Origin of the sequence: Micromonospora sp. WMMD961 (assembly GCF_029626145.1) — a bacterium.
Classification (GTDB): domain Bacteria; phylum Actinomycetota; class Actinomycetes; order Mycobacteriales; family Micromonosporaceae; genus Micromonospora.
This window is the reverse complement of the sequence record NZ_JARUBJ010000002.1, coordinates 2,732,190-2,756,033: the sequence shown is the minus strand read 5'-3', so window position 1 is coordinate 2,756,033 and position 23,844 is coordinate 2,732,190. Positions and strand designations below refer to the sequence as shown.

The window sequence follows — 23,844 nt, the reverse complement described above, 5'->3', positions numbered from 1 at the left end:
GAGGAAAGGGGAGCACGGGTGGCTTCCAGCAGGGACCGGCAGCGCAAACTGGCGCGGGCCAAGCTCGACCGGCAGTTGGCTCGCCGGGCCGCCGCCACGCGGCGCCGTCGGCAGATCCAGGCCGGAGTCGGGGCCGCTCTGATCCTCGTGCTGGTCGTGGCCGGCTCGGCCTGGGCGCTCGGGGCGTTCGACTCCGAGCCGGAGCAGAACACCGCCGCGGCGGAGACCTGCATCTGGACGCCGCAGGACGCGACGGCCAACGCCAACCTCAAGGACGTCGGCACGCCGCCGACCAAGGACCTGCCCACCGACGGCACCCGGACGATGACCGTGACGACCAACCAGGGCGCGCCGATCACCGCCGAGCTGAGCCTGACCAACTCCCCGTGCGCGGCGGCGAGCATCGCCCACCTGGCGAGCCGGTCGTTCTACGACAACACCAAGTGCCACGAGATCACCGCGGAGGGCGCGTTGCGCTGCGGCGACCCCAGCGGCACCGGCCTCGGTGGGCCGACCTACTCGTTCTACGACGAGGAACTGCCGACCGTGCCGTCGGCGTCCCCGTCGGCCAGCCCGGCCCCCGACCAACCGCCGACGTACCCGAAGGGCACCGTGGCGATGATCTCCAACCCGCCGGGCAGCAACGGCAGCCAGTTCCTGCTCTTCTTCAAGGACTTCACCACCACCGACCCGAAGTTCCCGGTGATCGGCCGGGTGACGGGCGGGCTGGACGTGGTGGAGAAGATCGGCGCCCTCCCGACCGTGGACAATGGGACCGGGGCCAAGGTCAAGCCCAGCACCGACGTGACGATCCAGAGCCTCACGGTCGGTGAGCCGGTCACCGGTGCGGCACCGCCGGCCAGCGGCGCTCCGGTCAGCAGCCCGAGCGCCGGCTGACCGGTCGCCACCACCCACCCCACTCGGCACTCAGCAGCAGACAGCCAGGAGGATCCAGGCGTGACGTCCACCAGAGAGCGGCAGCGCGCGGCGGCACGCGCCCGGCTCGAGAAGGAGATGGCCGAGCGCTCGGCCAAGGCCCGCAAGCGCCGGCAGACGCAGGCGATCATCAGCGCCGGTGTCGCGCTGGTGCTCGTGGTCGCCGGCACCGTCTGGCTGGCGGTGAGCCTGGGCGGTGACGACGACAAGCCCGCCACCGACACCGCCGCGCCCGGGGCGTCCGAGTGTGTGTTCAACGCACTTCCCACGGAGCAGCGGCCGCCGCAGATCAAGGACGTCGGGGTGCCGAGCAACGAGCAGTCCGGCACCGGTGTGCAGACCATGACGATCGACACCAACCTCGGTCCGATCACCGCCAAGGTCGACCGTTCGCTGGTGCCGTGCACGGCGGGCAGCTTCACCTACCTCGCGGAGAAGAACTTCTTCGACAACACCAAGTGCCACCGCCTGGTGACCGAGGGCATCAAGGTGTTGCAGTGCGGCGACCCCAGCGCCACCGGCAACGGCTGGCGGGAGACCGACGGCCAGGGCGGCCCGAGCTACCGCATGCCCGAGGAGAACCTGCCCACCGACAAGCGCCCTCCGTACCCGGAGGGTGTCATCGCGATGGCCAACTCCGGCCAGCCGGGCAGCACCGGCAGCCAGTTCTTCATCGTCTACGGCGACTCCCCGCTGGACCCGGCGTACACGGTGCTCGGCACCATCACCGGTGGTCTGGACATCGTCAAGGACGTGGCCAAGGCCGGTGACGACGGGGCGTTCGCCCAGCAGGCCGGCGGTGGTCACCCGAAGAAGGAGGTCATCATCAAGGACCTCACGATGAGCAACCCGCAGGGCTGACACCCGCGCCACGACGAAGCGCCCGCCGGCTGAGCCGGCGGGCGCTTCCGTTTACGCGTCAGGCGCCGGAGGTCACCCGGTACGCGTCGAAGACACCGTCGACCTTGCGGACCGTGGCCAGCAGGTGGCCCAGGTGCTTCGGGTCGGCCATCTCGAAGCTGAACCGGCTCACCGCCACCCGGTCGCGGGTCGTGGTGACGGTGGCGGAGAGGATGTTGACCCGCTCGTCGGAGAGCACCCGGGTGACGTCGGCCAGCAGCTTGTGCCGGTCCAACGCCTCGACCTGGATCGCGACCAGGAACGTCGAGGCGGAGGTGAGCTTCCAACTCACCTCGACCACCCGCTCGGCCTGCGCCCGCAGGTCCTCGGCGTTGGCGCAGTCGTCGCGGTGCACGCTCACCCCGCCGGAGCGGGTGACGAAACCGAACACCGAGTCCGGTGGGACCGGGGTGCAGCAGCGGGCCAACTTGATCCAGACGTCGCTGACGCCGCGGACCACGACACCCGGGTCGCTGCTGCTCTGCCGGCTGCGCGGCGGCCGGGTGGCGACGGCGGTCTCGGCGATGTCCTCCGCCGCGCCCTCCTCGCCCCCGTACGCGGCCATCAGCTTCTGCACCACCGACTGCGCGGAGACCTGACTGTCGCCGACCGCCGCGTACAGCGACGCCACGTCGGCCAGGTGCAGGTCCCGGGCGATCGACATCAACGCGTCGGAGGTGAGCATCCGCTGCAGGGGCATGCCCTGCTTGCGCATCGCCTTGACGATCGCGTCCTTGCCGGCCTCGATCGCCTCCTCGCGCCGCTCCTTGTTGAAGTACTGCCGGATCTTCGTACGCGCGCGCGGGCTCTTGACGAAGCCGAGCCAGTCCTGGGTCGGGCCGGCGGTCTCCGACTTGGAGGTGAAGATCTCGATCACGTCGCCGTTGGACAGCGTCGACTCCAGGGGCACCAGCTTGCCGTTGACCCGCGCGCCGATGCACTTGTGCCCGACCTCGGTGTGCACCGCGTACGCGAAGTCCACCGGCGTCGAGCCGGTCGGCAGCGGGATGACGTCACCCTTCGGGGTGAAGACGTACACCTCCTGGCTGGACAGGTCGAAGCGCAGCGCGTCCAGGAACTCGCTCGGGTCGGCCGCCTCACGCTGCCAGTCGAGCAGCTGCCGCAGCCAGGTCATCTCGTCGATGTGCGCCGGCGGGCCGACGATCTGGGTGCCCTTGTGCTCCTTGTACTTCCAGTGCGCGGCGATGCCGAACTCGGCGGTGCGGTGCATCGCGTACGTGCGGATCTGCATCTCCACCGGCTTGCCGGTGGGCCCGATGACCGTCGTGTGCAACGACTGGTACATGTTGAACTTGGGCATCGCGATGTAGTCCTTGAACCGGCCCGGCACCGGCTGCCAGTTGGCGTGGATCACACCCAGCGCCGCGTAGCAGTCGCGAACCGTGTCGACCAGGATCCGTACGCCGACCAGGTCGTAGATGTCGTTGAAGTCGCGACCCCGCACGATCATCTTCTGGTAGATCGAGTAGAGGTGCTTCGGCCGACCGGTGGTCTCCGCCTTGATCTTGGCGGCCTTCAGGTCGGTCTGCACCTTCTGCGTCACCTGTCGCAGCAGCGCCTCGCGCTGCGGCTGGTGCTCCCCGATCAGCCGGTTGATCTCCTCGTAGCGCTTCGGGAACAGCGTGCCGAAGGAGAGGTCCTCCAGCTCCCACTTGATCGTGTTCATGCCGAGCCGGTGGGCGAGCGGCGCCAGGATCTCCAGCGTCTCCTTGGCCTTCTGCTCCTGCTTGGGGCGGGGCAGGAAGGTCAGGGTACGCATGTTGTGCAGCCGGTCGGCCAGCTTGATCACCAGCACCCGGGGGTCCTTGGCCATCGCCACGACCATCTTGCGGATCGTCTCGGCCTTGGCCGCGTCACCCAACTTGACCTTGTCGAGCTTCGTGACGCCGTCGACCAGCAGGGCGACCTCGCCGCCGAAGTCGGCGCGCATCTGGTCGAGGGTGTATTCGGTGTCCTCGATGGTGTCGTGCAGCAGCGCGGCGACCAACGTGGTGGTGTCCATCCCCAGGTTGCCGAGGATGGTCGCCACGGCGAGGGGGTGGGTGATGTACGGGTCGCCGGACTTGCGGTACTGCCCCGAGTGCCACCGCGCGGCCGTGTCGAAGGCGCGCTGGAGCAGCCGGGCGTCGGCCTTGGGGTGGTTGTCCCGGTGGCTCGCGATGAGCGGCTCCAGCACCTCACTGACCTGCGAGGTCTGCCACGGCGCGTTGAACCGGGCCAGCCGGGCCCGGACCCGCCGGCCGGTGGGTGCGTTGGACAGCCCGAAGCCCCCGCTCGGCGACGGGTCGATGCCCGCGTCCGTCGGGAACGGCACCACCACACCGTCGGCGCCGGGCGACGCCTCGGCACTGGGCGGGGCGCTGATCGGACGGGCCGTGCTCTCGCCCACAGCCCTGGAGCCGTTGCCGCTGCCCGTCACCCGGGCCGGCACCTCGCCTGTCCGGTCGGTCACCGAGCCGTCAGCGTCGCCTGTCGGGTGCACCGTGCCCTCCGCCGGAGGGACGACATCGTGGGACACCGGCCTCCTCACCGCTCGCCGGAAACGCACCGACCGAACATCGGCCGGTCTGGTCTCGCCTCGCCGGACGTACGCCGCCGGGCTCAGCAAAGGGCAATGCTACCCGCACGGACGGCCCCCTGCCGCTCCGCCGGACGGTCGGCACCAGCTCCACCTCGACGGAGCTGGCATCAAACGGTCACCGGCGTGTCGAGAGGCTCAAACGGTCAGCAGGGCATGGACGGGACGCTGCGCCAGCCGCTCCCGCCCACCCAGGAATCCGAGTTCCAACAGCACGGTGAAGCCCGTGACGGTTCCGCCGGCCCGCTCGACCAGATCCAGCGTCGCCTCGGCGGTGCCGCCGGTGGCCAGCACGTCGTCCACGACCAGCACCCGGTGCCCGGCCGTGAAGGCGTCCTCGTGCACCTCCAGGGTGGCCTCGCCGTACTCCAACGAGTAGGAGACCGAGTGGGCCGGTCGGGGCAGCTTGCCCGCCTTACGTACCGGCACCACGCCGACGCCGGCCGCGTACGCGACGGCCGCGGCGACGACGAAGCCGCGCGCCTCGATGCCGACCACCACGTCGAAGGCGTCCCGCCCGTGGTAGGCGACGATCCCGTCGACCACCTCACGGAAGACCTTCCCGTCGGCGAACAGCGGCATCAGGTCCTTGAACAGGACGCCGGGCTTCGGGAAGTCGGGCACGTCCAGCACCCGGCTGGCGACCAGTCGGGCGGTCTCCGGGCCGCTGTCCCCGCGCGCCTCGGTGCTGTGGGTCTCCGTCACGGCTGTTTCGCTCTCCTTCAATGACGACGGCGTCCGGCAGTGCTGCTCGCTTGCACAGCATGCCGGACGCCGTTCGGGTGTTTCCGTTCAGGTCAGCGCCGCTTGGCGCCACCCGGCCGGTTGCCGCCGCCACCAGGTCGACCGCCCCGGGCTCCGGTTGGCCGCTTGCCCGCCGGCCGTGCGCCCACCTTCGGGGCGGCGCCCGCCAGCGCGGCGGCATCCGGGTCGAGCGGCTCGTCGGCCGCGTCGGACTGGGCCGGGCTCGCGGCGCCCTTGCCGGTGACATCGCCCCGGGCGATCGAGCCCCGTCGGACCAGGACGCGCTTGTTGTGCGCCTGGATCCGCGGGTCGTAGTTCTTCAGCAGCGCCAGCAGCGGCGTGGCCACCAGGATGGAGGTCAGGAACGCCACCGCCATACCGACGAACAGCACCAGACCGAGGTCCTTCAGCGTGCCGGCGCCGAGCAGGCCGGCACCGATGAAGAGCAGACCGCCGACCGGCAGCAGGGCGACCACCGAGGTGTTCAACGACCGCATCAGGCTCTGGTTGACGGCCAGGTTGGCCGCCTCGCCGTACGTCTGGTTGTTGTTCGCGGTGATGCCTCGGGTGTTCTCCTGAACCTTGTCGAAGACCACCACCACGTCGTAGAGCGCGAAGCCCAGGATCGTGAGGAAGCCGATGATCGTCGACGGGGTGACCTCGAAGCCGACCAGCGAGTAGATGCCGGCGGTCAGGATCAGGTTCGTGATCAGCGACGCGACCGCAGCCACGGCCATCCGCCACTCGAAGCGCAGGATCAGGTAGACCATCACCAGCGCGATGAAGATCACCAGACCGAGCACGGCCCGCTCGGTGACCTGGCTGCCCCACGCCTCGCTGACCTGGTTGCTGCTGATCTCGTCGGCGTTGATGCCGAGGTCCTCGGCGATCTGGGCCTTGACCGAGTTGGCCTGCTCGACGGTGAGCTGCGGCGTGCGCAGCTCGTAGGTGTCACCACCGGTGCCGCCGACCCTCTGGGTAGTGGCCACCTCGACGCCGGTGTTCTGGGCGGCGAGGGCCGAGTTGACCTCCCGCTCGGCGTCGTCCAGGGTGCCGACGCTGGCCGGTACCTGGAACGAGTTGCCACCGGCGAACTCGATGCCCAGGCTGAATCCACGAATCGAGACACTGAGGATCGCGATGAGGACCAGGACCCCGGCGACGCCGAACCAGAGCTTGCGCCGGCCGACGATGTTGAGACCGGCCTCGCCGTTGTAGAGGCGGCTCGCCAGACCGTTTTGAGCCATCTCAGGCCTCCTTGGCGCGCGGGTTGCGGGGCTGAGTCGGCTGGTTGCGGGCCGGAAGTGCCCGGCCCAGACCGCTGACCCGCGGGGACAGGAACGCCCGGGTCCGGGCGAACATCGTCATGATCGGGTGCCGGAAGAGGAAGACCACCACGAGGTCCAGCACGGTGGCCAGGCCGAGCGCGAACGCGAAGCCCTTGACCGTGCCCACCGAGACCACGTAGAGCACCACCGCGGAGAGCAGGGTGATCGCGTTGGCCGAGATGATCGTGCGGCGCGCCCGGATCCAGGCGCGGGGGACCGCGCTGCGTGGGCTACGCCCCTCCCGGATCTCGTCTTTCAGTCGTTCGAAGTAGATGACGAACGAGTCCGCCGCCACACCGAGTGAGACGATCATGCCGGCGATGCCGGCGAGGGTGAGGGTGAAGCCGATCTGCCGGCCCAGTACCACCAGCGCGCCGAAGACCAGCAGCGCGGAGAGGATGAGGCTCAGGAAGATCACCGAGCCGAGCAGCCGGTAGTAGAAGAACGCGTAGACGATGACCAGCAGCATGCCGATACCGGCCGCGAGCAGACCAGCGCGCAGGTGGCTGGCGCCCAGCGTGGCGGTGACGTTCTGCGCCTCCTGCTGCTCGAAGGTCACCGGCAGCGCGCCGTAGCGGAGCTGACCGGCAAGGGTGCTGGCGTCCTTCTGGGTGAAGGTGCCGGTGATCTGGGAGTTGCTGGTCAGCACGCCCTGGATCTCCGGGGAGGAGACGATCTCGTTGTCCAGCACGACGGCCACCCGGCACTTGCCCTCCTGGCCCAGGGCGGTCGCGTCGCAGGCCTGGCCCTCGTTGTTGAACGCCTCACGGGTCAGCGCGGTCCACTTGCCCTGGCCATCGCCCGTGAAGTCCAGGCTGACCACCCAGGCGTTGGTCTGGTCGAGCACCGCGTCGGCGTCGGACACGTCGGTGCCGAGCACCTTGGCCTGGTCGAGCAGGTACTTCGACGCGCCGTCCTCACAGGAGACCACCTGCTGCTTCGGGTCGGAGATCGACGCCGGGGGGCGCTTGTCGAGCTGCTCGCAGCCGATCGTCGGCACGTTGAACTGCATCTGCGCCGGCAGCACGGCCACCTCTTGCGGCGTCAGCGTGCCGAACGGCTTGAGCTTGTCGGCCAGCGACGGGTCCGACGCGAGGTCGGCCGGGGCCTGCAGACCGTTGGCGGCCTGCCAGGACGCCGCGCCCACCTTCTGCTCGACGGCCTTGCGCTGCTCCTCGATGCTGGCCGGCACCGGCTCGGTGCTGGCGCTCGCCGTGGGGGTGGCGGCGGCAGTCGGTGAGGCGGACGCCGACGGGGTCGGCGTGGCGCTCGGCGAGGCCGGGGCCATCCCGCCCTGACCGCCGCTGGGCGAGGAGGTCGCCTTCGGCGCTCCGCTGCCCGACGGGGTCGGGGCCACGCTGCCGGACGGGGTCGGCACGGCGCTGCCGGACGGAACCGGCGTGGCGGCCGGCGGCGGCACGGCGGCCGTCCCGCTGCCGTCGGCGGCCTTGAGCACCTTGCGGAAGCGCAACTCGGCGGCGCTGCCCACGTCGGTCAGGTCCCGGTTCTCACCGGGCAGGGAGATGACGATGTTCCGGTTGCCCTCGGTGACCACCTCGGCCTCGGCCACGCCGAACGCGTTGACGCGGCTCTCGATGATCTGGCGGGCCTCCTCGAGGTTCTCCGCCGTCGGAGGCTTGCCGTCGACGGTGTTGGTCGCCTCCAGCGTCACCCGGGTCCCGCCGATGAGGTCCAGACCGAGCCGGGGCTCGAGCCGGTCCTTCAGGCTGCCGCTGGCACCCGAGAAGAACACCAAAAGATAGAGGACGACGAAGATGAACCCGAGCACGGCGAGCTGCCGCCCGGGGCGCATCTGTCCCTGAGGTGGTGCCACGGCTGTCCTGTCTCCCTGTACGGTCGCGCCGCTCTACGCAGCGACGGCGGTGTCGGGCCGGTGATCCGCCCGACGGGTCTGCCTTGAGTCGACGAGATGCCGACACGAGGACCGGGCACCCCGGCGCGAACCGCCGACGGTAACGGGATCGTGCCGACGCCCGGCGTCGACCCAACTATCCAGTTTTCACGTCTCGTCCGCTGCCCCGTCCGGGCACAGCGGCCCGGAGGCCGGGTGGGCCGGCCGTACGCCGGACCCCGCACACCGGAAGGAGGCGGTCAGTCCTTGGCGGTGTCCGCGTCCTCGGCGACCGGCTCGCTCGGCAGCTCCGCGCGGGTGACGACCCGGGCGATGGCCGGACGGGCGTAGCGGGTCTGCACGCCCGGTGCGACCTCGATCAGGACGGTGTCGTCCTCGATGCCGGTGACCGTGCCGTAGAGCCCACCGATGGTCACGACCTCGTCGCCGGGGCCGAGGCCGGACTGCATCGCCTCCGCTTCCTTGCGGCGCTTCTGCTGGGGCCGGATCATCATGAAGTACATGACACCGAAGAGCAGGGCGATCATCAGGATCGGCGTGATACCGCCGGCCCCGCCACCCGCTGCTGCGTAATGCACGGTTACTGACCTTCCCATTGGCCGCCGTCCCGGCACCGGGGGTGCCGGAGCGGAGGCGGATTCTCACGTCCTGTACAGACCGCGGCGAAGTCTAAACCCTGCACCTGAGAACACCGAATGCGGCACAGATCACGTTCACATCACGGCTGATCGGCATCCAACGAGAACAGATCGGGCACCGGCGGACTATCTGCGCCAAATGTACCATTCGGCGGAGTTCGCCCCAGATGCCGCCAAGCCGCCTCGGTGGCCACCCGCCCCCGGGGCGTACGCGCCAGCAGACCGGCCCGGACCAGGAACGGCTCGCAGACCTCCTCCACCGTGTCCGGCTGCTCCCCCACCGCCACGGCGAGCGTCGACAACCCCACCGGGCCGCCTCGGAACGAGTCGACCAGCGCGGTCAGCACCGCCCGGTCCAGCCGGTCCAGCCCCAGCGCGTCCACGTCGTACACCGTCAGGGCCTTCCGGGCGGTGCCCAGGGTGACCACGCCGTCGGCCCGGACCTCGGCGTAGTCGCGGACCCGGCGCAGCAGCCGGTTGGCGATCCGGGGGGTGCCCCGGGACCGCCCGGCGATCTCGGACGCACCGTCGGCCGTGATCGGCACACCCAGAATCCGCGCCGAACGGTGCAGCAGCGTCTCCAGATCCGCCGGGGCGTAGAAGTCCAGGTGCGCGACGAAACCGAAGCGGTCCCGCATCGGCCCGGTCAACAGACCCGAGCGGGTCGTCGCACCGACCAGGGTGAACGGCTCGACGTCGAGCGGGATCGCCGTCGCCCCCGGGCCCTTGCCGACCACCACGTCGACCCGGAAGTCCTCCATCGCGCTGTAGAGCAACTCCTCGGCCGGCCGCGCGATGCGGTGGATCTCGTCGATGAAGAGCACGTCGCCCTCGGCCAGGCTGGTCAGGATGGCCGCCAGATCACCGGAACGCTCGATCGCCGGGCCGCTGGTCACCCGGATGCCCGCACCCAACTCGGCGGCGACGATGTTGGCCAGGCTCGTCTTGCCCAGCCCCGGAGGGCCGGAGAGCAGAATGTGATCCGGCGGCGAACCCCGCCGCATCGCGCCCTGCAACAACAGGTCGAGCTGGTCGCGCACCCGATCCTGGGCGATGAACTCGGCCAGCCGCCTCGGCCGGACCGTGGCCTCCGCGTCCCGGTCGGCATCGTTGACGTACGCCGAGACGAGCCCGTCGGTCTCGCTCATCGCGCCCTCTCCGTTCGCGCCGCCGTGCGTCGCGGCCGAGGGCTCATCGGGTACGACCCAGCAGGCGGATGGCCTGCTTGAGCAGGACCGGCACCGGCGGCGTCGGACCGTCGATGGTCTCCGCCACGGCGGCCACCGCCTGGTCGGCCTGACCGGCCGTCCAGCCCAGCCCGACGAGTGCCTGCCGGACCTGCTCCGGCCAGGCGCCGCCGGTCACGCCGGCCGCACCGTCGGCACCGATCGGCACCGGGCCGATCCGGTCACGCAACTCCAGCACCAGACGTTCCGCGCCCTTCTTGCCAATCCCGGGTACGCGGGTCAGCGCCGCCGTGTCGGCGTTGGCGATCGCCTTGCGTACCGCGTCGGGGGTGTGCACGGCCAGCACCGCCTGGGCCAGGCGCGGGCCCACCCCGCTGGCGGTCTGGAGCAACTCGAACAGCGACTTGGCGTCGTCGTCGGCGAAGCCGTAGAGGGTCAGCGAGTCTTCCCGCACGATGAGGCTGGTGGCGAGGCGGGCGACCTGGCCGACCCGCAGCTCGGCGAGGGTGCCCGGGGCGCAGTGCACGGCCAGACCGACACCGCCGACCTCGATCACGGCCTGGTCCGGACCCGTCGCGGTCACCGTGCCGCGCACGCTGGCGATCATCGTGCTCCTCCTCGTCGTGCCCGATCGGCCGCCGCCGCCAACTTGGAGCGGGTCCCGCCGCGCCAGACATGGCAGATCGCCAGCGCCAGCGCGTCGGCGGCGTCGGCCGGTTTCGGTGGCTCGGCCAGCCGCAGCAACCGGGTCACCATGGCGGTCATCTGCGCCTTGTCGGCCTGACCGGACCCGGTCACGGCCGCCTTCACCTCACTCGGGGTGTACGTCTGCACGGGCAGCCCGGCGCGCGCCCCGGCCAACACGGCGACGCCGCTGGCCTGCGCGGTGCCCATCACCGTCCGCACGTTGTGCTGACTGAACACCCGCTCGACGGCCACGCTCTCCGGTTGGTGCTCGGCGACCAACTTGTTCAGCGACCGGTCCAGGTGCAGCAGGCGCAGTGGCAGCTCGTCAGCCGGATCGGTGTAGACCACGTAGTACGCGATCAGAGTGCAGGGCCGTCCCGGCACACCCTCGACCACGCCCACACCGCACCGGGTCAACCCCGGGTCGACACCGAGCACGCGCACGCCGCCCCCTCCCCAGCCGTCAGCAGTACGTGTGTTCGACACCCTAGCCGTCGCGCCCACGACGATCGCACGGGACACGCCCCGCACGCCCCACGCCTCACGCCCGCTGCCCCACGCCCCACGCCCCACGCCCCACGCCCCACGCCCCCGGCCCACGGGTGGGCCACACAGCTTCGGCCTGGAGTATGTGTCGCCGGCCCATGTGCCGGGGAGGACACAGCTCGTAACTTCTTGCGCCATGACGGCAGAACCCGTGGCGGTCCCCCACGTCGTACACGTCGACCTCGCCGGTCGGACCGCCCTGGTCACCGGGGGTGGCAGCGGCATCGGGCGAGCGTGTGCCCTGCGGCTGGGTGCGGCCGGTGCGAAGGTCCTCGTGGTGGACCGCAACCTGGAGGCGGCGAAGGCGGTGGCCGCCGAGGCGGGCGGCCGGGCCGAGGGTGTGGACCTGTCCGACGCCGCGGCGGTGGACCGTCTCGACGTTGACGTCGACATCGTGGTCAACAACGCCGGGCTACAGCACGTCGCGCCGCTGCAGGATTTTCCCGTCGAACGCTTCGAGTACATCCAGCGGGTGATGGTGGAGGCACCGTTCCTGCTGATCCGCCGGGCGCTGCCGCACATGTACGCCAGGGGGTGGGGTCGCGTCGTCAACATCTCCTCGGTGCACGGGTTGCGCGCGTCGCCGTACAAGGCGGCCTACGTCTCGGCCAAGCACGCCCTGGAAGGGCTGTCGAAGGTGGTCGCGCTGGAGGGCGCCGCGCACGGGGTGACGGCCAACTGCATCAACCCGGCGTACGTGCGCACGGCCCTGGTGGAGAGCCAGATCGCCGACCAGGCGGTCAGCCACGGCATCGACGAGACCGAGGTGATCGAGAAGATCATGCTGGCCCGGGCGGCGATCAAGCGACTGATCGAACCGGAGGAGGTGGCCGAGCTGCTGGCGTACCTCTGCTCGCCGCCGGCGGCGTTCATCACCGGCGCGTCGATCGCCCTCGACGGGGGCTGGACGGCCAACTAGTGGCCCCGAGCACAATGTCGACCATGTCATCGCCGGTGGAGTTCCTGGAACTGCTCGCTCGGGAGGCCGCGGCGGTCGAGTTCGAGGGACCGTTGGTGGCCGCGCGCGCCGCCGGGCTGCCACCGGACCGGCTGGCCGAGCTGGAGCAGGCCAAGTCGGTGGCGTTGCGGGTTCGCGCGTTGTTGGAGCGTCGGCGCCGCCGGGAGACCGAGTTGTCCGGCCTGTACGACACGGTCAGCGACCTGGCCGGGCTACGCGACCTGGACGACGTGCTGCGGGCGATCGTGCACCGGGCCCGCAATCTGCTCGGCGCGGACGTGGCGTACATGACGTTGAACGACGACGAGCGCGGTGACACCTACATGCGGGTGACCGACGGGTCGGTCTCGGCCCGCTTCCAGCGGCTCCGCCTGCCGATGGGCGCCGGCCTCGGTGGTCTGGTGGCCCAGTCCGGCGCTCCGTACGTCACCGCCAACTACGGCGAGGACGCGCGCTTCCACCACACCGGCGAGATCGACGCCGGGGTCGGCGAGGAGGGGCTCGTGGCGATCCTCGGGGTGCCGCTACGGCTCGGCTCCACCTCGATCGGTGTGCTCTACGCGGCGAACCGTTCGGCCCGGCCATTCGTCCGGGAGGAGGTGGCGCTGCTGGTCTCCCTCGCCGCGCACGCCGCGGTGGCGATCGACACCGCCCGGCTGCTGACCGAGACCCGCTCGGCGTTGGCCGAGCTGTCGGCGGCGAACACCACCATCCGGGCGCACAGCAGCTCGGTGGAGCGGGCCGCGGCGGCCCACGACCGGATGACGGCGCTGGTGCTGCGCGGCGGCGGTGTGGAGGACGTGGCGGCCGCGGTGACCGAGGTGCTGGGTGGAGCGCTGCTGGCGCTGGACGCCGAGGGTCGTCTGCTGGCCCGGGTTGGCGAGATCGACGAGCCGGAGCGGGCGGACATCGTCGAGGCGGTGGCGGCGTCGCGCACCGAGGGACGCAGCGTGCGCCGCGGCCCGCTCTGGTACGCGGCGGTGGTGGCGGGCGCGGAGAATCTGGGTGCGCTCGTGCTGCGCCCGGACGACGAGCTGGTCGACGCCGATCAGCGGATCCTGGAGCGCGCCGCGCTGGTGACCGCGCTGTTGCTGCTGTTCCGCCGGACGGTGGCGGAGGCGGAGGGGCGGGTCCGTGGTGAGCTGCTGGACGACCTGATCGCCCGCCCGCTGCGGGACACCGACGCGTTACGCAGCCGGGCCCGCCGGCTCGGGGTGGACCTGGACGCGCCGCACGTGCTGGTGGCGGTGGGCGACGACGCGATCGCCGCGACCGGCTCGGCTCGGCAGCGGGTGCTGTCGTGGGCCACCACGTACGCGTCGGCGCGCGGCGGGCTGGCCGCGGCGCGCGACGGTCGGGTGGTGCTGATGCTGCCGGGGTCGGATGCGGGCGGCAGCGCTCGCTCGGTCGCACGGGATCTGTCCCGGGTGACCGGACGACCGGTGACCGCCGGGGCGAGTGGCCCGTCGAACGGGCCGGGGGCGCTGGCCGCCACGTTCCACGAGGCGGACCGGTGTCTGACCGCGCTGGGCGCGCTGGGCCGCGCCGGTCAGGGCGCGAGCACCGTGGAGCTGGGCTTCGTCGGGCTGCTGCTGGGGACGGTCGGTGATCGGGGCGAGAAGGACGTGGCCCAGTTCCTCAGCGCGACGGTCGGGCCGGTGGTCGACTACGACGCCCGACGGGGCACGGCTCTGGTGAAGACGCTGGAGGCGTACTTCGGGGTGGGTGGCAGCTTGGCCCGGGCCGCCGAGCAACTGCACGTGCACGTCAACACGGTGACCCAGCGGTTGGAGCGGGTGGGGCAGCTGCTCGGCACCGACTGGCAACGGCCCGAGCGGGCGCTGGAGGTGCAGCTCGCGCTGCGCCTGCACCGGCTGCGCGCCCCGGCCGGCTGACCGGGGCCCGGCCCAGGCCGCCGAGCCTGCGCGCCCGACACGTGGCCGCCACACCCGGCGGACCACGCCGAAGCCCCGGGCCGGACGTGGAAGGCCGCGCCCGGCCCGGTACGCCGGGGTCAGCGGGCGCGGATGCCCTCCAGCACGGCGTCGACGACCCGCTCGGGCAGCGTGTGTTCGTCCAGGTCCGGATTCCACTGCAGCACCCGCTGGATCAGCATGGGCCCGGTGAGCAGTGCCATCGTCACCTCCACGTCGATGTCGGCGCGGAGCACGCCCTCGTCGATACCGCGTCGCAGCACCTCGCGCATCAGCTTCCGTCGGGGCGAGATGATGTTCTGGTAGAGCTGGAACTGGTCGGCGCTGCGGTTCACGGCGGACGCCAGGCACGGCATGATCTTCTCGGCGCGCGGGTCGACGTTCTTGCCGATCGCGCCGACCAGCAACACCAGGTCGTCGCGGACGGAGTGACCGGCCGGCTGGGCCAGGACGCCCTTGAGCCGGCGCAGCGCGTCGACCAGCAGCGCGTCCTTGCCGGCCCAGCGGCGGTAGATGGTGGCCTTGCCGACCCCGGCACGGGAGGCGATGGCCTCGATCGAGAGCGCCTCGATGGTGCTGCCCTCGGCAAGCAGGTCCAGGGTGGCCTCGATGATCGCCTCGTCGGCGCGGATGCTCCGCGGTCGCCCGGGCGACCGCGGAGCATCGGCAGTGGACGTCATGTCCGACATTCTCCCCGAACCTATGCCGTGCCGGCCAACTCGGGCTCGGCAACGGGGGCCGCCGGGGCGAGGCCGGTGTCCTCCTTGCCGGGCATCCAGCGCAGCACCACGATGATTCCGAGTGCGGCGATGACCCCGGAGAGCCCGGCCGCCCAGTGCATGGCGGTGACGAAGGCATCGTTGGCCGCCGAGATCAGCGCCGGCGCCGCCGGGCCGAGCTGGCCCGCCGCCGCGTACGCCCCGGAGATCGACTCGTTGGCCGCGTCGCGGGCCGGCGTGGGCAGGCCGGTCAACGCGTCGCCGATGTCGCTGCGGTAGACCGCGGAGAGCACCGAGCCGAGGACCGCGACGCCGAGCGCGCCGGCCACCTGACGGATGGTGTTGCTGACCGCGGAGCCGACGCCGGCCTTCTCGCGGGGTAGCGCCGACATGATCGACTCGGTGGCCGGCGGCATGATGTTGGCCATCCCGGCCCCCTGGATCAGGAAGACGAGCAGCACGATCCAGATCGGTGTGGAGGCGCCGATGAAGACGAACGCGGCGAGCGAGATCACGGTCAGCGCCAGCCCCACGGTGGCGACGGCACGGCCGCCGTAGCGGCGGACCATCGCGGCGCTGCGCGGCGCGAAGATCAGCTGAGCGCCGGCGAAGGGCAGGAAGAGCAGACCGGTCTGCAGCGGGCTGTAGCCGCGCACCAGTTGAAGGTAGAACGATCCGAAGAACATCGAGCCCATCGCGGCGAAGAACACCAGGCCGACGATGGCGACCGGCGCGGCGAACCGGGGCACCTTGAACAGCCGGACGTCCAGCGACGGGTGGTCGCTACGCCGCTCGTGCTGCACGAACCAGGCCAGCACCGCGATGCCGCCGAGGATCGAGCCCCAGGCCAGCGGGCGGTCGAAGCCGTGCTCGCCGCCGTCGATGATGCCGTAGGACAGGGCGACCAGGCCGACCACGGAGAGCAGGACGCCGAGCAGGTCGACCCGGCCCGGCCGCGGGTCGCGTGACTCGGGGACCAGCAGGGCCACCAGGACCACGCCGGCGACGACCACCGGCACGTTGATCAGGAAGACCGAGCCCCACCAGAAGTGCTCCAGCAGCGCTCCGCCGAGGATCGGGCCGATGGCCACGGCGAGACCGACCGCGCCGGCCCAGACACCGATGGCCCGACCACGCTCGCGCGGGTCGAAGACGTTGGAGATGATCGACAGCGTCACCGGCATGATGGCCGCGCCGCCGACGCCCATCAGGGCGCGGGCCGCGATGAGCTGGCCAGGGCTCTGGGCGTACGCGGAGAGCAGCGACGCCAGGCCGAACAGCGCCAGACCGATCATCAGGAAGCGCTTACGGCCGGCGCGGTCGCCGAGAACTCCGAAGGTGAACAGCAGCCCGGCGAAGACCAGCGTGTAGGAGTTGATGGCCCACTCCAGCTCGCCCTGGCTGGCACCGAGGCCGTGCACCGGGTCGGCCAGGGTGCGCAGGGCCACGTTGAGGATCGTGTTGTCGAGGACGACCACGAGGAGGCTGATCACCAGCACCCCCAGGATCGCCCACCTCCTCGGGTGGCCCGTGTTGTTGTGCAGCTCCATGCCTGGTTTCCCCCCACGCTTCACCCGCGACGCAATACGATACGGGTCAGACTCGTAACGTGGGTCAGCCTACGACCCGCATTAACGATACGGCACCGATCCGTATCGTATGTGGTGGGCATCACGCCTCGGTGGCACTGCCAGACAGGCGGCGACCGCGTCCGACAGCGAGTCGAGACGCGCCGACGGCGTGGCGAACGGCTCGATCCAGCCCGGCCCCGCGCCGTACACCCGCAGGCGCGGGAAGTCCCTGGCGAAGCGCACCAGGCGGTACGCGCGGCCGGTGACCGGCGTCTGCGACCAGAGCACGACGGTGTGCGGCCGTGCCCGGTGCACCGCGCTGGTCAGCGCCGGCCAGGGCAGCGCCGGGCCGAGATTCAGACAGCCGCGGCCCTGCTCGCGCAGCGCGGCGGCCAACGCCTGGAGGCCGAGGCTGTGCGCCTCCTTCTCGGCGCCGGCCAGCAGCACCCCGCTGGGCAGTGATCGACCCGGTTCCCGGCGGTAGACGTCCAACCCGACCCGGATCCCCTCGCAGAGGGCGTGCTCGACGACGACCTCGGCGGCGCTACGCCCCGACAGCCGGGCCAGCAGCGGACGGCAGACCTGCTCCCAGAACGCCGGCACGCCCCACGCCTCGGCCAACTCCAGCAGCAAGGAGGCCACACCGTTGCTGTCCAGGTCCTCGGCCGCCAACGACACCTGCTTGTGCGCGATCTCCACAGCCTCGACGGGCATCGGATCGGTCAGCACCAGACGTACCCCCGGGTAGATGGTTTCTCCACCCGGGGATTCGCTGGAAGGGCGCGCGGCGGATGCGCCGCCGCGGGATTTACCGGCGGCGAACCGCCAGCCGCTGGACCAGCGCGGCGACGCTGCCCCAGATGCCCCGGCGGAACAGCACCACCACCAGGACGAAGATGCCGCCGGTCACCAGCCCGATCGCCTCGAAGCCGGAGAACGACAGCCAGTCCTCCAGCCGGACCACGATGCCGGCACCGAGCACCCCACCCCAGAGGGTGCCGATCCCGCCGAGCACCACCACGATGACGGCCTTGCCGGAGGTGGTCCAGTGCAGCACGTCCAACGAGACGAACCGGTGGCCGACCGCGAAGAGCCCACCGCCGAGGCCGGCGATGAAGCCGGAGAGCACGAACGCGGTGAGCTTGTAGCGATGCACCGGGTAGCCCAGCGCCCGGGCCCGGGCCGGGTTGTCCCGGATGCCGACCAACACCCGCCCGAACGGCGAGTGCACGATCCGCCAGGCGGCGGCCAACCCGAGCAGCACGATCGGCAGGATCGCGTAGTAGAAGTAGTAGTCGTCGGTCAGATCCAGGCCGAAGAACGAACGGGGCACCCCCTGCAACCCGTTCTCACCCTGCGTCACCGACCGCCACTCGTTGGCGACGTAGTAGACCATCTGCGCGAAGGCCAGGGTCACCATGGCGAAGTAGATGCCGGTCCGCTTGACCGCCAGGTAGCCGATCGGCACCGCCAGCGCCGCCGCGGCGAGCGCCCCGGCCAGCACGGCCAGCGGAAACGGCAGGCCCGCGTGGATGGCCACCAACCCGGTGACGTACGCCGAGGTGCCCCAGAACGCGGCGTGCCCGAAGGACATCAGCCCGGTGAAGCCGAGCAGCAGGTCCACCGCGACGGCGAACAACGCCCAGCAGAGGATGTCCACCGCGACCGCCGGGTAGAGGCCGTTGGGCAGCCACAGGGCCACGACCAGCCCGACGGCGAGCAGGGCGTACCGCGCCCAGGCGGGGGCCCGGGCCACGGCGGTCAGCCCGGACGGCGGAGCCGGGTGGGACGCGTCGGCGGGAGTGTCGACGGTGCTGGTCATGCGGGAGCCTCCTCACGACCGAACAGGCCGGCCGGACGCCAGAGCAGTACGCCGGCCATCACCACGAAGACGATGGTCTGGGAGACGATGGGGAAGGCGGACAGGTACGCCTCACCCCACGCCTGCACCAGGCCGATGCCGAAGCCGGCGGCCACCGAACCGAAGATCGAGCCCAGTCCACCGATCACCACCACCGCGAACACCACGATGATCAGGTCGGCCCCCATCAGCGGGTTGACCGCTCGCATCGGCGCGGCCAGCACGCCGGCGAGGCCGGCCAGCCCGATCCCGAAGCCGAAGACCGGCGTCACCCAACGCCCGACGTCGATGCCGAAGGCGCGGGTCAGATCGGGTCGCTCGGTGGACGCCCGGACCACCATGCCGATCCGGGTCCGGGTCAGCACCCACCACACCACGACGCAGAGCAGCACCGCGAAGCCGAGGATGAACACGCGGTACGTCGGGAAGTCGAAGATCCCGAAGTTCACCGACCCGCTCAACAGCGACGGGGTCTGGTACGGGCTGGACTGCACGCCGTAGCGCAGCTTCACCAGGTCCTGCAGGATCAGTGTCAGCCCGAAGGTGAGCAGGAAGTTGTAGAGCGGGTCCAGCCTGGTCAGCCGGTGGATCACCGCGCGTTCCAGCGCCATGCCGAGCAGCCCCAGCCCCACCGGCATGATCACCAGTGCCGCCCAGAACGGCACCCCCGCCTCGGTGAGCAGCACGTACGCCCCGAACGCGCCGAGCATGTAGAACGCGCCGTGCGCGAAGTTGACCACCCGCAGCATGCCGAAGATGACCGCGAGCCCGAGGGCGAGCAGGGCGTAGAACGCCCCGCTCACCAACCCGTTGAACGTGTTCTGCGCGAATCCGCTCACCGCGTCACACGCTCACAGCTTGCAGTCCGCCGAGGGCGCGCGGAACGCCTCCGCAGCCGGGATCGTCTTGAGCACCTTCACGTAGTCCCACGGTTCGGTGACCTCGGACTGCGGCTTCACCTGCGCCAGGTACGCGTCGTGCACCACCCGGTGGTCCTCGGCGCGGATCTTGCCGTTGCGCAGGAAGACGTCCTCGACCGTCTTGCCCTCCAGGCCCTTCACCACCGCGTCCGCGTCGTCGGTGCCGGCGGCCTGCACCGCCTCCAGGTACTGCAACGCGGCCGAGTAGTTGGCGGCGTGCGCGAACGTCGGGCGGGTGCCGGCCTTCTGCTGGAACCGGTCGGCGAACTCCCGGTTCTTGGCGTCGAAGTTCCAGTACCAGGCGTCGGTGTACGTGGTGCCGGCCAGCGCGGCCGGAGTGAGCGAGTGGATGTCGGTGAGGAACATCAGCCCCACCGCGAGGCCGACGCCCTTGTCGCGCAGCTTGAACTCGTTGTACTGCTTCACCACGTTGACCAGTTCCGCGCCGGCCTGCATGGTGCCCAGCACGTCCGGCTTCGGGTTCAGGTTCGGCGCCTTGAGCAGGAAGGTGGAGAAGTCGCCGCTGGTGTTCGGGAACGGCGCGCCGTCCCTGCCGACCACCGTGCCGCCGGCCGCCGTGATCGCGGTGGAGAAGCTCTTCTCCATGTCCTGACCGAAGGCGTAGTTCGGGTAGAGGATGTACCAGTTCTTGCCGATCTGCTCGGTGGTGGTCTTCCCGGTGCCGTTGGCCAGCATGTACGTGTCGTACGCGTAGTGGAAGGTGTACTTGTTGCAGCTCTTTCCGGTCAGGTCGGTGGTCGCCGCGCCGATGTTGAAGTAGAGCTTCTTCTTCTCCTTCGCCACGTCGGCGACCTTCAGCGCCGCCGACGAGGTGGGCACGTCCAGGATCAGGTCGACGCCCTTGCGGTCGTACATCTCCTGGGCCTTCGAGTTGGCCACGTCCGGCTTGTTCTGGTGGTCGGCGGTCTCCACTGTGATGTTCTTGGTCACCGCCTTGTCGCCGTACTTCGCGGTGAAGTCGGCGATGGCCATCTCCACCGCCGCCACCGAGTTCTTCCCGGACAACTCCGAGTACGCCCCGGACTGGTCGTTGAGCACGCCCAGCACGATCTTGTCGCCGGTCAGCTTCTCGTCGCCACCCGACTGGGGGCCACCGCCGCCACAACCGGCGACCAGCACCACCGCGGCTGACGCCACGGCCACACCCACCGTCCTGCGCATGCCCACTCCATCCATCCCACGCGTCGTCGCGCGGGTCGTCGTTGAGAACATTCAGATTCCGAGGTACGCGAGCAGTTCGCGTTCGCGCGAGCGCACCTCGGAGTTGTCCATCGCCTCGGCGACACGTCCCTCGGCCAGCAGGTAGTGCCGGTCGGCGACACCCGTGGCGAAGTGCAGGTTCTGCTCCACCAGCAGCACCGTCACCCCGTGCCGCTTGGCCTCGCGCAGCAGGTCGCCGACCTGCTGCACCAGCAGTGGCGACAGCCCTTCGGTGGGCTCGTCGCAGAGCAACAGCCGGGCGCCCATCCGCAGCACCCGGGCCAGCGCGAGCATCTGCTGCTCGCCGCCGGAGAGCATCGTGGCCGCCGAGTCGCGCCGGGTGTGCAGGGCGGGAAACGCCTCGTACACCCGCTCCAGCGACCACGGGTCGGGGCCGACCGTCGGTGGCAGGGTGAGGTTCTCGGTGACGGTCAGGGTGGCGTAGCTGCCCCGGTCGTCCGGCACCCAGCCCAGCCCCAGGCGGGCCCGCCTGTGCGCGGGCAACCTGGTGATGTCGCGACCGTCCAGCTCGACCGTGCCCCGCTGGCCGGGGTGCAACCCCATCAGGCAGCGCAGCAGGGTGGACTTGCCGGCGCCGTTGCGCCCCACCAGGGTGACCACCTCACCGGCGGAGACCTGCAGGCTGACGTCCCGCAGCACCTGCGCCTCGCCGTAGAAGGCGGACAGGTTCTCAACGCTCAGCATCGGTGGCTCCCAGGTAGGCGGTGATCACACGCTCGTCGGCGCGAACCTGCTCGTAGGGGCCCTCGACGAGAACCCTGCCGGCCTGGAGCACGGTGACGGTGTCGGCGAGACGGCCGACCACGCTCATGTTGTGCTCGACCATCACCACGGTCCGGCCCTGGCGGACCCGGCCGATCAGCTCGACGGTGCGGTCGACGTCCTCCAGGCCCATCCCGGCGGTCGGCTCGTCGAGCAGCAGCACCTTCGGGTCCAGTGCCAGGGCGATGGCCAACTCCAGGGCCCGCTTCCGGCCGTACGCGAGGGCCGCCGACGGGGCCTGCGCCAAGTCGGCCAGCCCCACCATGGCCAGCAACTCGTCAGCCCGCTCGGTGTAGCGGTCCATCAGCGTCGCCGAACGCCAGAACCGCCAGCCCAACCCACTGGACGACTGCAACGCCAGCGCGACGTGCTCCCGGGCGGACAACTGCGGGAAAAGGCTGGTGATCTGGAACGAGCGGGCCACACCGAGCCGGGCCACCCGCTCCGGGGGCAGCCCGGTGACGTCCCGCCCGGCCAACTCGATCCGGCCGCCGCTGGGTGGCAGGAAGCCGGTGAGCAGGTTGAACAGGGTGGTCTTGCCCGCACCGTTCGGGCCGACGAGCGCGTGCACGCTCTCCGGTGCGACGTCGAGGTCGACATCGTCGACCGCGCGGAAGCCGCGGAAGTCGCGGGTCAGCCCGCGGGCCGACAGGAGCGCTTGCCCGGCCATCGCCTCATCCTCCGCAGGGTCGCGGCGACGGTCGGTGCGGTGACCGTGGTCACAGGCCCGTCGCGTGGACGAAACCTACGGGGGGCCGCGCGCGTCGAGCCATGTCGATGGCCTCCACATTCGGCGGGCGGAGGACGTGCGCGGACTCCACTCCCGCGCGCCGCCAGCTTGACCGGGTCTCCTAGGTTGATGATCCACACAGCCCAGCGGAAGGTCCCCACCCCATGCCCGTCGGCTTCACCATGGCGATCGTCTTCGCCGTCGCCCTGGCGGTCAGCGCCGTCCTGGCTCTGGTCACCCCCGCGCGACCGTTGAAGCGGATGGCCGCCCTCGCGGCGCTCGTCTTCCTCACCCTCACCCTGCTGGTCGGTGTCACCACCAGCGCCCACTCGGTGCCCATCCGCTCGGTCGGCATCGTCACCAGCTTCGGCAAGCCCACCGGCGAGGTGACCGGCTCGGGCCTGAAGTGGGTGGCGCCGTGGCAGAAGGTCGGCGAGTGGGACGCGGGCCGGCAGAAGTACGACCACATCGGCGGCGACAACTGCGTACGGGTGCGCACCGGCACCCTCGCCGACGCCTGCGTCGAGGTGCTCGTGGAGTGGCAGGTCAAGCCGGAGAACGCGCCGAAGCAGTTCATGGACTACAAGGGAGACTTCGACAGCTTCCGGGGTCAACGGGTGGGTGTGCAGCTCGACAGCGCCGTCAACGACGCGTTCGCCGCGTACAACCCCCTCGAAAAGATCGACGACCGGACCGGTGACCTCAACGTCGACCTGAAACCGTTCGCCGCGAACATCAAGACCAGCGCGGAGACCCGGCTCGCCACCGACGTGGACATCCTCTCGGTGACCATCACGCGGGTGAACCACGACGACAAGACCGAGGGCAACATCAAGGCGTTCCAGGACAAGCTGGCCCAGACCCGCAACCTGGAGCAGGACCGCAAGAACGCCGAGATCTCCAAGCAGATCACCGAGACCAACGCGAAGGTCGACAAGGTGACACGCTGCCTGGAGATCGCGGAGAAGAACGGCGCGAACCCGGGTCTGTGCATCAACCCGGGCATCGTCACCGGCAAGTGACCTGGGAGCCTGATGCGACTGGACGCCGTAGCCGGCCGGCTACGGCGTCCAGTCGCGCCGGAGCAGACCGTAGATCACCATGTCCACGAAGCCGTCGCCGTCGTACTCGCGCTCCCGCTGGGTGCCTTCGTGCGTGAAGCCGCATGCCTCCGCGGTCCGCCGCATGGCCGTGTTGCTGGCCAGCGTCTCCAACTCCAGACGGCGCAGGTTGCGATTGCGGAAGCCGTACCGACAGAGCAGCCGGATCACCTCGCTCCCGTACCCCTGGCCACGTGCCTCGGGGAGCAGTGAGATGCCGAGGTGGGCGTACTGGTTGAACGAGTTGATCCCCCACAGCACGCTGGCACCGAGGAACGTGCCGTCGGCCACCGCTTCGGCCACCAGCGACACACTGGTCTGCCCGTCGGGCGGGTCGGTCACCCTCTTTTCCAGCCGGGCCCGGATCTGGCCGACGTGGCACGGCACGAACGGCTCGCCGTCGGTAATCAGGTGCAACTCGGGATCCCCGTACAGCCGGAACATGTTCGGCGCGTCATCGGGAGTGGGCGGGCGCAGTCGGACCCGCTCGGTGGCGAACATCCCGCGACGCTAACAGCCGCCACGCAGACCCACGACCCGGTTTCGGCCGGGACGCTGGCGGGCGCGCAATCGGTGGAGACGTACCGTGGCCGGGCATCGATGGGAGCG

Annotated in this window: 22 protein-coding genes; 5 read left to right on the top strand and 17 right to left on the bottom strand. The window is 70.7% G+C overall.

Translation table 11 applies throughout. The features are described from left to right. Positions 1–18 precede the first annotated feature (18 nt). Positions 19–897 (top strand): peptidylprolyl isomerase, encoded by an 879-nt coding sequence (locus tag O7614_RS13030; RefSeq protein WP_278138719.1) that lies wholly within the window; start codon positions 19–21, stop codon positions 895–897. A gap of 60 nt (positions 898–957) precedes the next feature. After that, entirely contained in the window at positions 958–1,797 is an 840-nt protein-coding gene (locus O7614_RS13025) for a peptidylprolyl isomerase (protein WP_278138718.1), read from the top strand. Between the two features lie 58 nt (positions 1,798–1,855). Here O7614_RS13025 and O7614_RS13020 read toward each other — a convergent pair whose 3' ends face one another. From O7614_RS13020 to ruvC, 8 genes are all read right to left on the bottom strand, one after another. After that, complete coding sequence (locus O7614_RS13020; protein ID WP_278138717.1) at positions 1,856–4,375, bottom strand: bifunctional (p)ppGpp synthetase/guanosine-3',5'-bis(diphosphate) 3'-pyrophosphohydrolase; 2,520 nt, start codon at positions 4,373–4,375, stop codon at positions 1,856–1,858. Between the two features lie 198 nt (positions 4,376–4,573). Continuing rightward, the gene (locus O7614_RS13015; protein WP_278138716.1) at positions 4,574–5,140 is read right to left on the bottom strand and encodes an adenine phosphoribosyltransferase; all 567 of its coding nucleotides are present in this window, start codon (positions 5,138–5,140) and stop codon (positions 4,574–4,576) included. Between the two features lie 92 nt (positions 5,141–5,232). Continuing rightward, positions 5,233–6,426: a protein translocase subunit SecF gene (secF, locus tag O7614_RS13010; RefSeq protein ID WP_278138715.1), complete on the bottom strand. Its 1,194-nt coding sequence runs from the start codon at positions 6,424–6,426 to the stop codon at positions 5,233–5,235. Position 6,427: 1 nt separating this feature from the next. Next, on the bottom strand, positions 6,428–8,341 hold the full coding sequence (gene secD, locus O7614_RS13005; RefSeq protein WP_278138714.1) for a protein translocase subunit SecD: 1,914 nt from the start codon (positions 8,339–8,341) through the stop codon (positions 6,428–6,430). Positions 8,342–8,619: 278 nt separating this feature from the next. After that, entirely contained in the window at positions 8,620–8,976 is a 357-nt protein-coding gene (gene yajC / locus O7614_RS13000) for a preprotein translocase subunit YajC (RefSeq protein ID WP_278138713.1), read from the bottom strand. Positions 8,977–9,098: 122 nt separating this feature from the next. Further along, a complete protein-coding gene (gene ruvB / locus O7614_RS12995) occupies positions 9,099–10,166 on the bottom strand; it encodes a Holliday junction branch migration DNA helicase RuvB (protein ID WP_278138712.1) in 1,068 nt (355 codons plus the stop codon). A gap of 43 nt (positions 10,167–10,209) precedes the next feature. Then, positions 10,210–10,812, bottom strand: a complete 603-nt coding sequence (ruvA, locus tag O7614_RS12990) for a Holliday junction branch migration protein RuvA (protein WP_278138711.1) — start codon at positions 10,810–10,812, stop codon at positions 10,210–10,212. After that, positions 10,809–11,336, bottom strand: coding sequence for a crossover junction endodeoxyribonuclease RuvC (gene ruvC, locus O7614_RS12985; protein WP_278138710.1), 528 nt, complete (start codon positions 11,334–11,336; stop codon positions 10,809–10,811). The genes ruvA and ruvC overlap by 4 nt, the downstream gene beginning before the upstream one ends. 238 nt (positions 11,337–11,574) lie before the next feature. Here ruvC and O7614_RS12980 point away from each other — a divergent pair, with 238 nt between their 5' ends. Both O7614_RS12980 and O7614_RS12975 read left to right on the top strand, forming a co-directional pair. Next, positions 11,575–12,357, top strand: coding sequence for a 3-hydroxybutyrate dehydrogenase (locus tag O7614_RS12980; protein ID WP_278138709.1), 783 nt, complete (start codon positions 11,575–11,577; stop codon positions 12,355–12,357). 14 nt (positions 12,358–12,371) lie between these two features. Beyond that, a complete protein-coding gene (locus O7614_RS12975; protein WP_278138708.1) occupies positions 12,372–14,291 on the top strand; it encodes a helix-turn-helix domain-containing protein in 1,920 nt (639 codons plus the stop codon). A gap of 119 nt (positions 14,292–14,410) precedes the next feature. Here O7614_RS12975 and O7614_RS12970 read toward each other — a convergent pair whose 3' ends face one another. The 8 genes from O7614_RS12970 to O7614_RS12935 all read right to left on the bottom strand — a co-directional run bounded on the left by O7614_RS12970 (position 14,411) and on the right by O7614_RS12935 (position 22,075). Continuing rightward, the gene (locus O7614_RS12970) at positions 14,411–15,019 is read right to left on the bottom strand and encodes a TetR/AcrR family transcriptional regulator (RefSeq protein WP_278138707.1); all 609 of its coding nucleotides are present in this window, start codon (positions 15,017–15,019) and stop codon (positions 14,411–14,413) included. An 11-nt stretch (positions 15,020–15,030) separates the two neighbouring features. After that, entirely contained in the window at positions 15,031–16,599 is a 1,569-nt protein-coding gene (locus tag O7614_RS12965; RefSeq protein WP_278138706.1) for an MFS transporter, read from the bottom strand. An 81-nt stretch (positions 16,600–16,680) separates the two neighbouring features. Continuing rightward, positions 16,681–17,349 carry a transcriptional regulator gene (locus O7614_RS12960; RefSeq protein ID WP_278138705.1) on the bottom strand — a complete coding sequence of 223 codons (669 nt, stop codon included), beginning with the start codon at positions 17,347–17,349 and terminating at the stop codon, positions 16,681–16,683. A gap of 79 nt (positions 17,350–17,428) precedes the next feature. Further along, on the bottom strand, positions 17,429–18,442 hold the full coding sequence (locus O7614_RS12955) for a branched-chain amino acid ABC transporter permease (protein WP_278138704.1): 1,014 nt from the start codon (positions 18,440–18,442) through the stop codon (positions 17,429–17,431). Continuing rightward, positions 18,439–19,320 (bottom strand): branched-chain amino acid ABC transporter permease, encoded by an 882-nt coding sequence (locus tag O7614_RS12950; RefSeq protein WP_278138703.1) that lies wholly within the window; start codon positions 19,318–19,320, stop codon positions 18,439–18,441. Before O7614_RS12950 ends, O7614_RS12955 begins: the two co-directional genes overlap by 4 nt. Positions 19,321–19,332: 12 nt before the next feature. Then, positions 19,333–20,583: an ABC transporter substrate-binding protein gene (locus tag O7614_RS12945; protein WP_278138702.1), complete on the bottom strand. Its 1,251-nt coding sequence runs from the start codon at positions 20,581–20,583 to the stop codon at positions 19,333–19,335. Between the two features lie 51 nt (positions 20,584–20,634). Beyond that, positions 20,635–21,327 carry an ABC transporter ATP-binding protein gene (locus tag O7614_RS12940; RefSeq protein ID WP_278138701.1) on the bottom strand — a complete coding sequence of 231 codons (693 nt, stop codon included), beginning with the start codon at positions 21,325–21,327 and terminating at the stop codon, positions 20,635–20,637. Then, positions 21,314–22,075: an ABC transporter ATP-binding protein gene (locus O7614_RS12935; protein ID WP_278138700.1), complete on the bottom strand. Its 762-nt coding sequence runs from the start codon at positions 22,073–22,075 to the stop codon at positions 21,314–21,316. Before O7614_RS12935 ends, O7614_RS12940 begins: the two co-directional genes overlap by 14 nt. Positions 22,076–22,299: 224 nt before the next feature. Between O7614_RS12935 and O7614_RS12930 the strand changes: the two genes are divergently transcribed. Then, positions 22,300–23,157 (top strand): SPFH domain-containing protein, encoded by an 858-nt coding sequence (locus O7614_RS12930; protein WP_278138699.1) that lies wholly within the window; start codon positions 22,300–22,302, stop codon positions 23,155–23,157. 39 nt (positions 23,158–23,196) lie between these two features. Here the strand turns inward: O7614_RS12930 and O7614_RS12925 are convergent, their stop codons facing one another. Next, positions 23,197–23,736 carry a GNAT family protein gene (locus O7614_RS12925; protein WP_278138698.1) on the bottom strand — a complete coding sequence of 180 codons (540 nt, stop codon included), beginning with the start codon at positions 23,734–23,736 and terminating at the stop codon, positions 23,197–23,199. Positions 23,737–23,844: the final 108 nt, after the last annotated feature.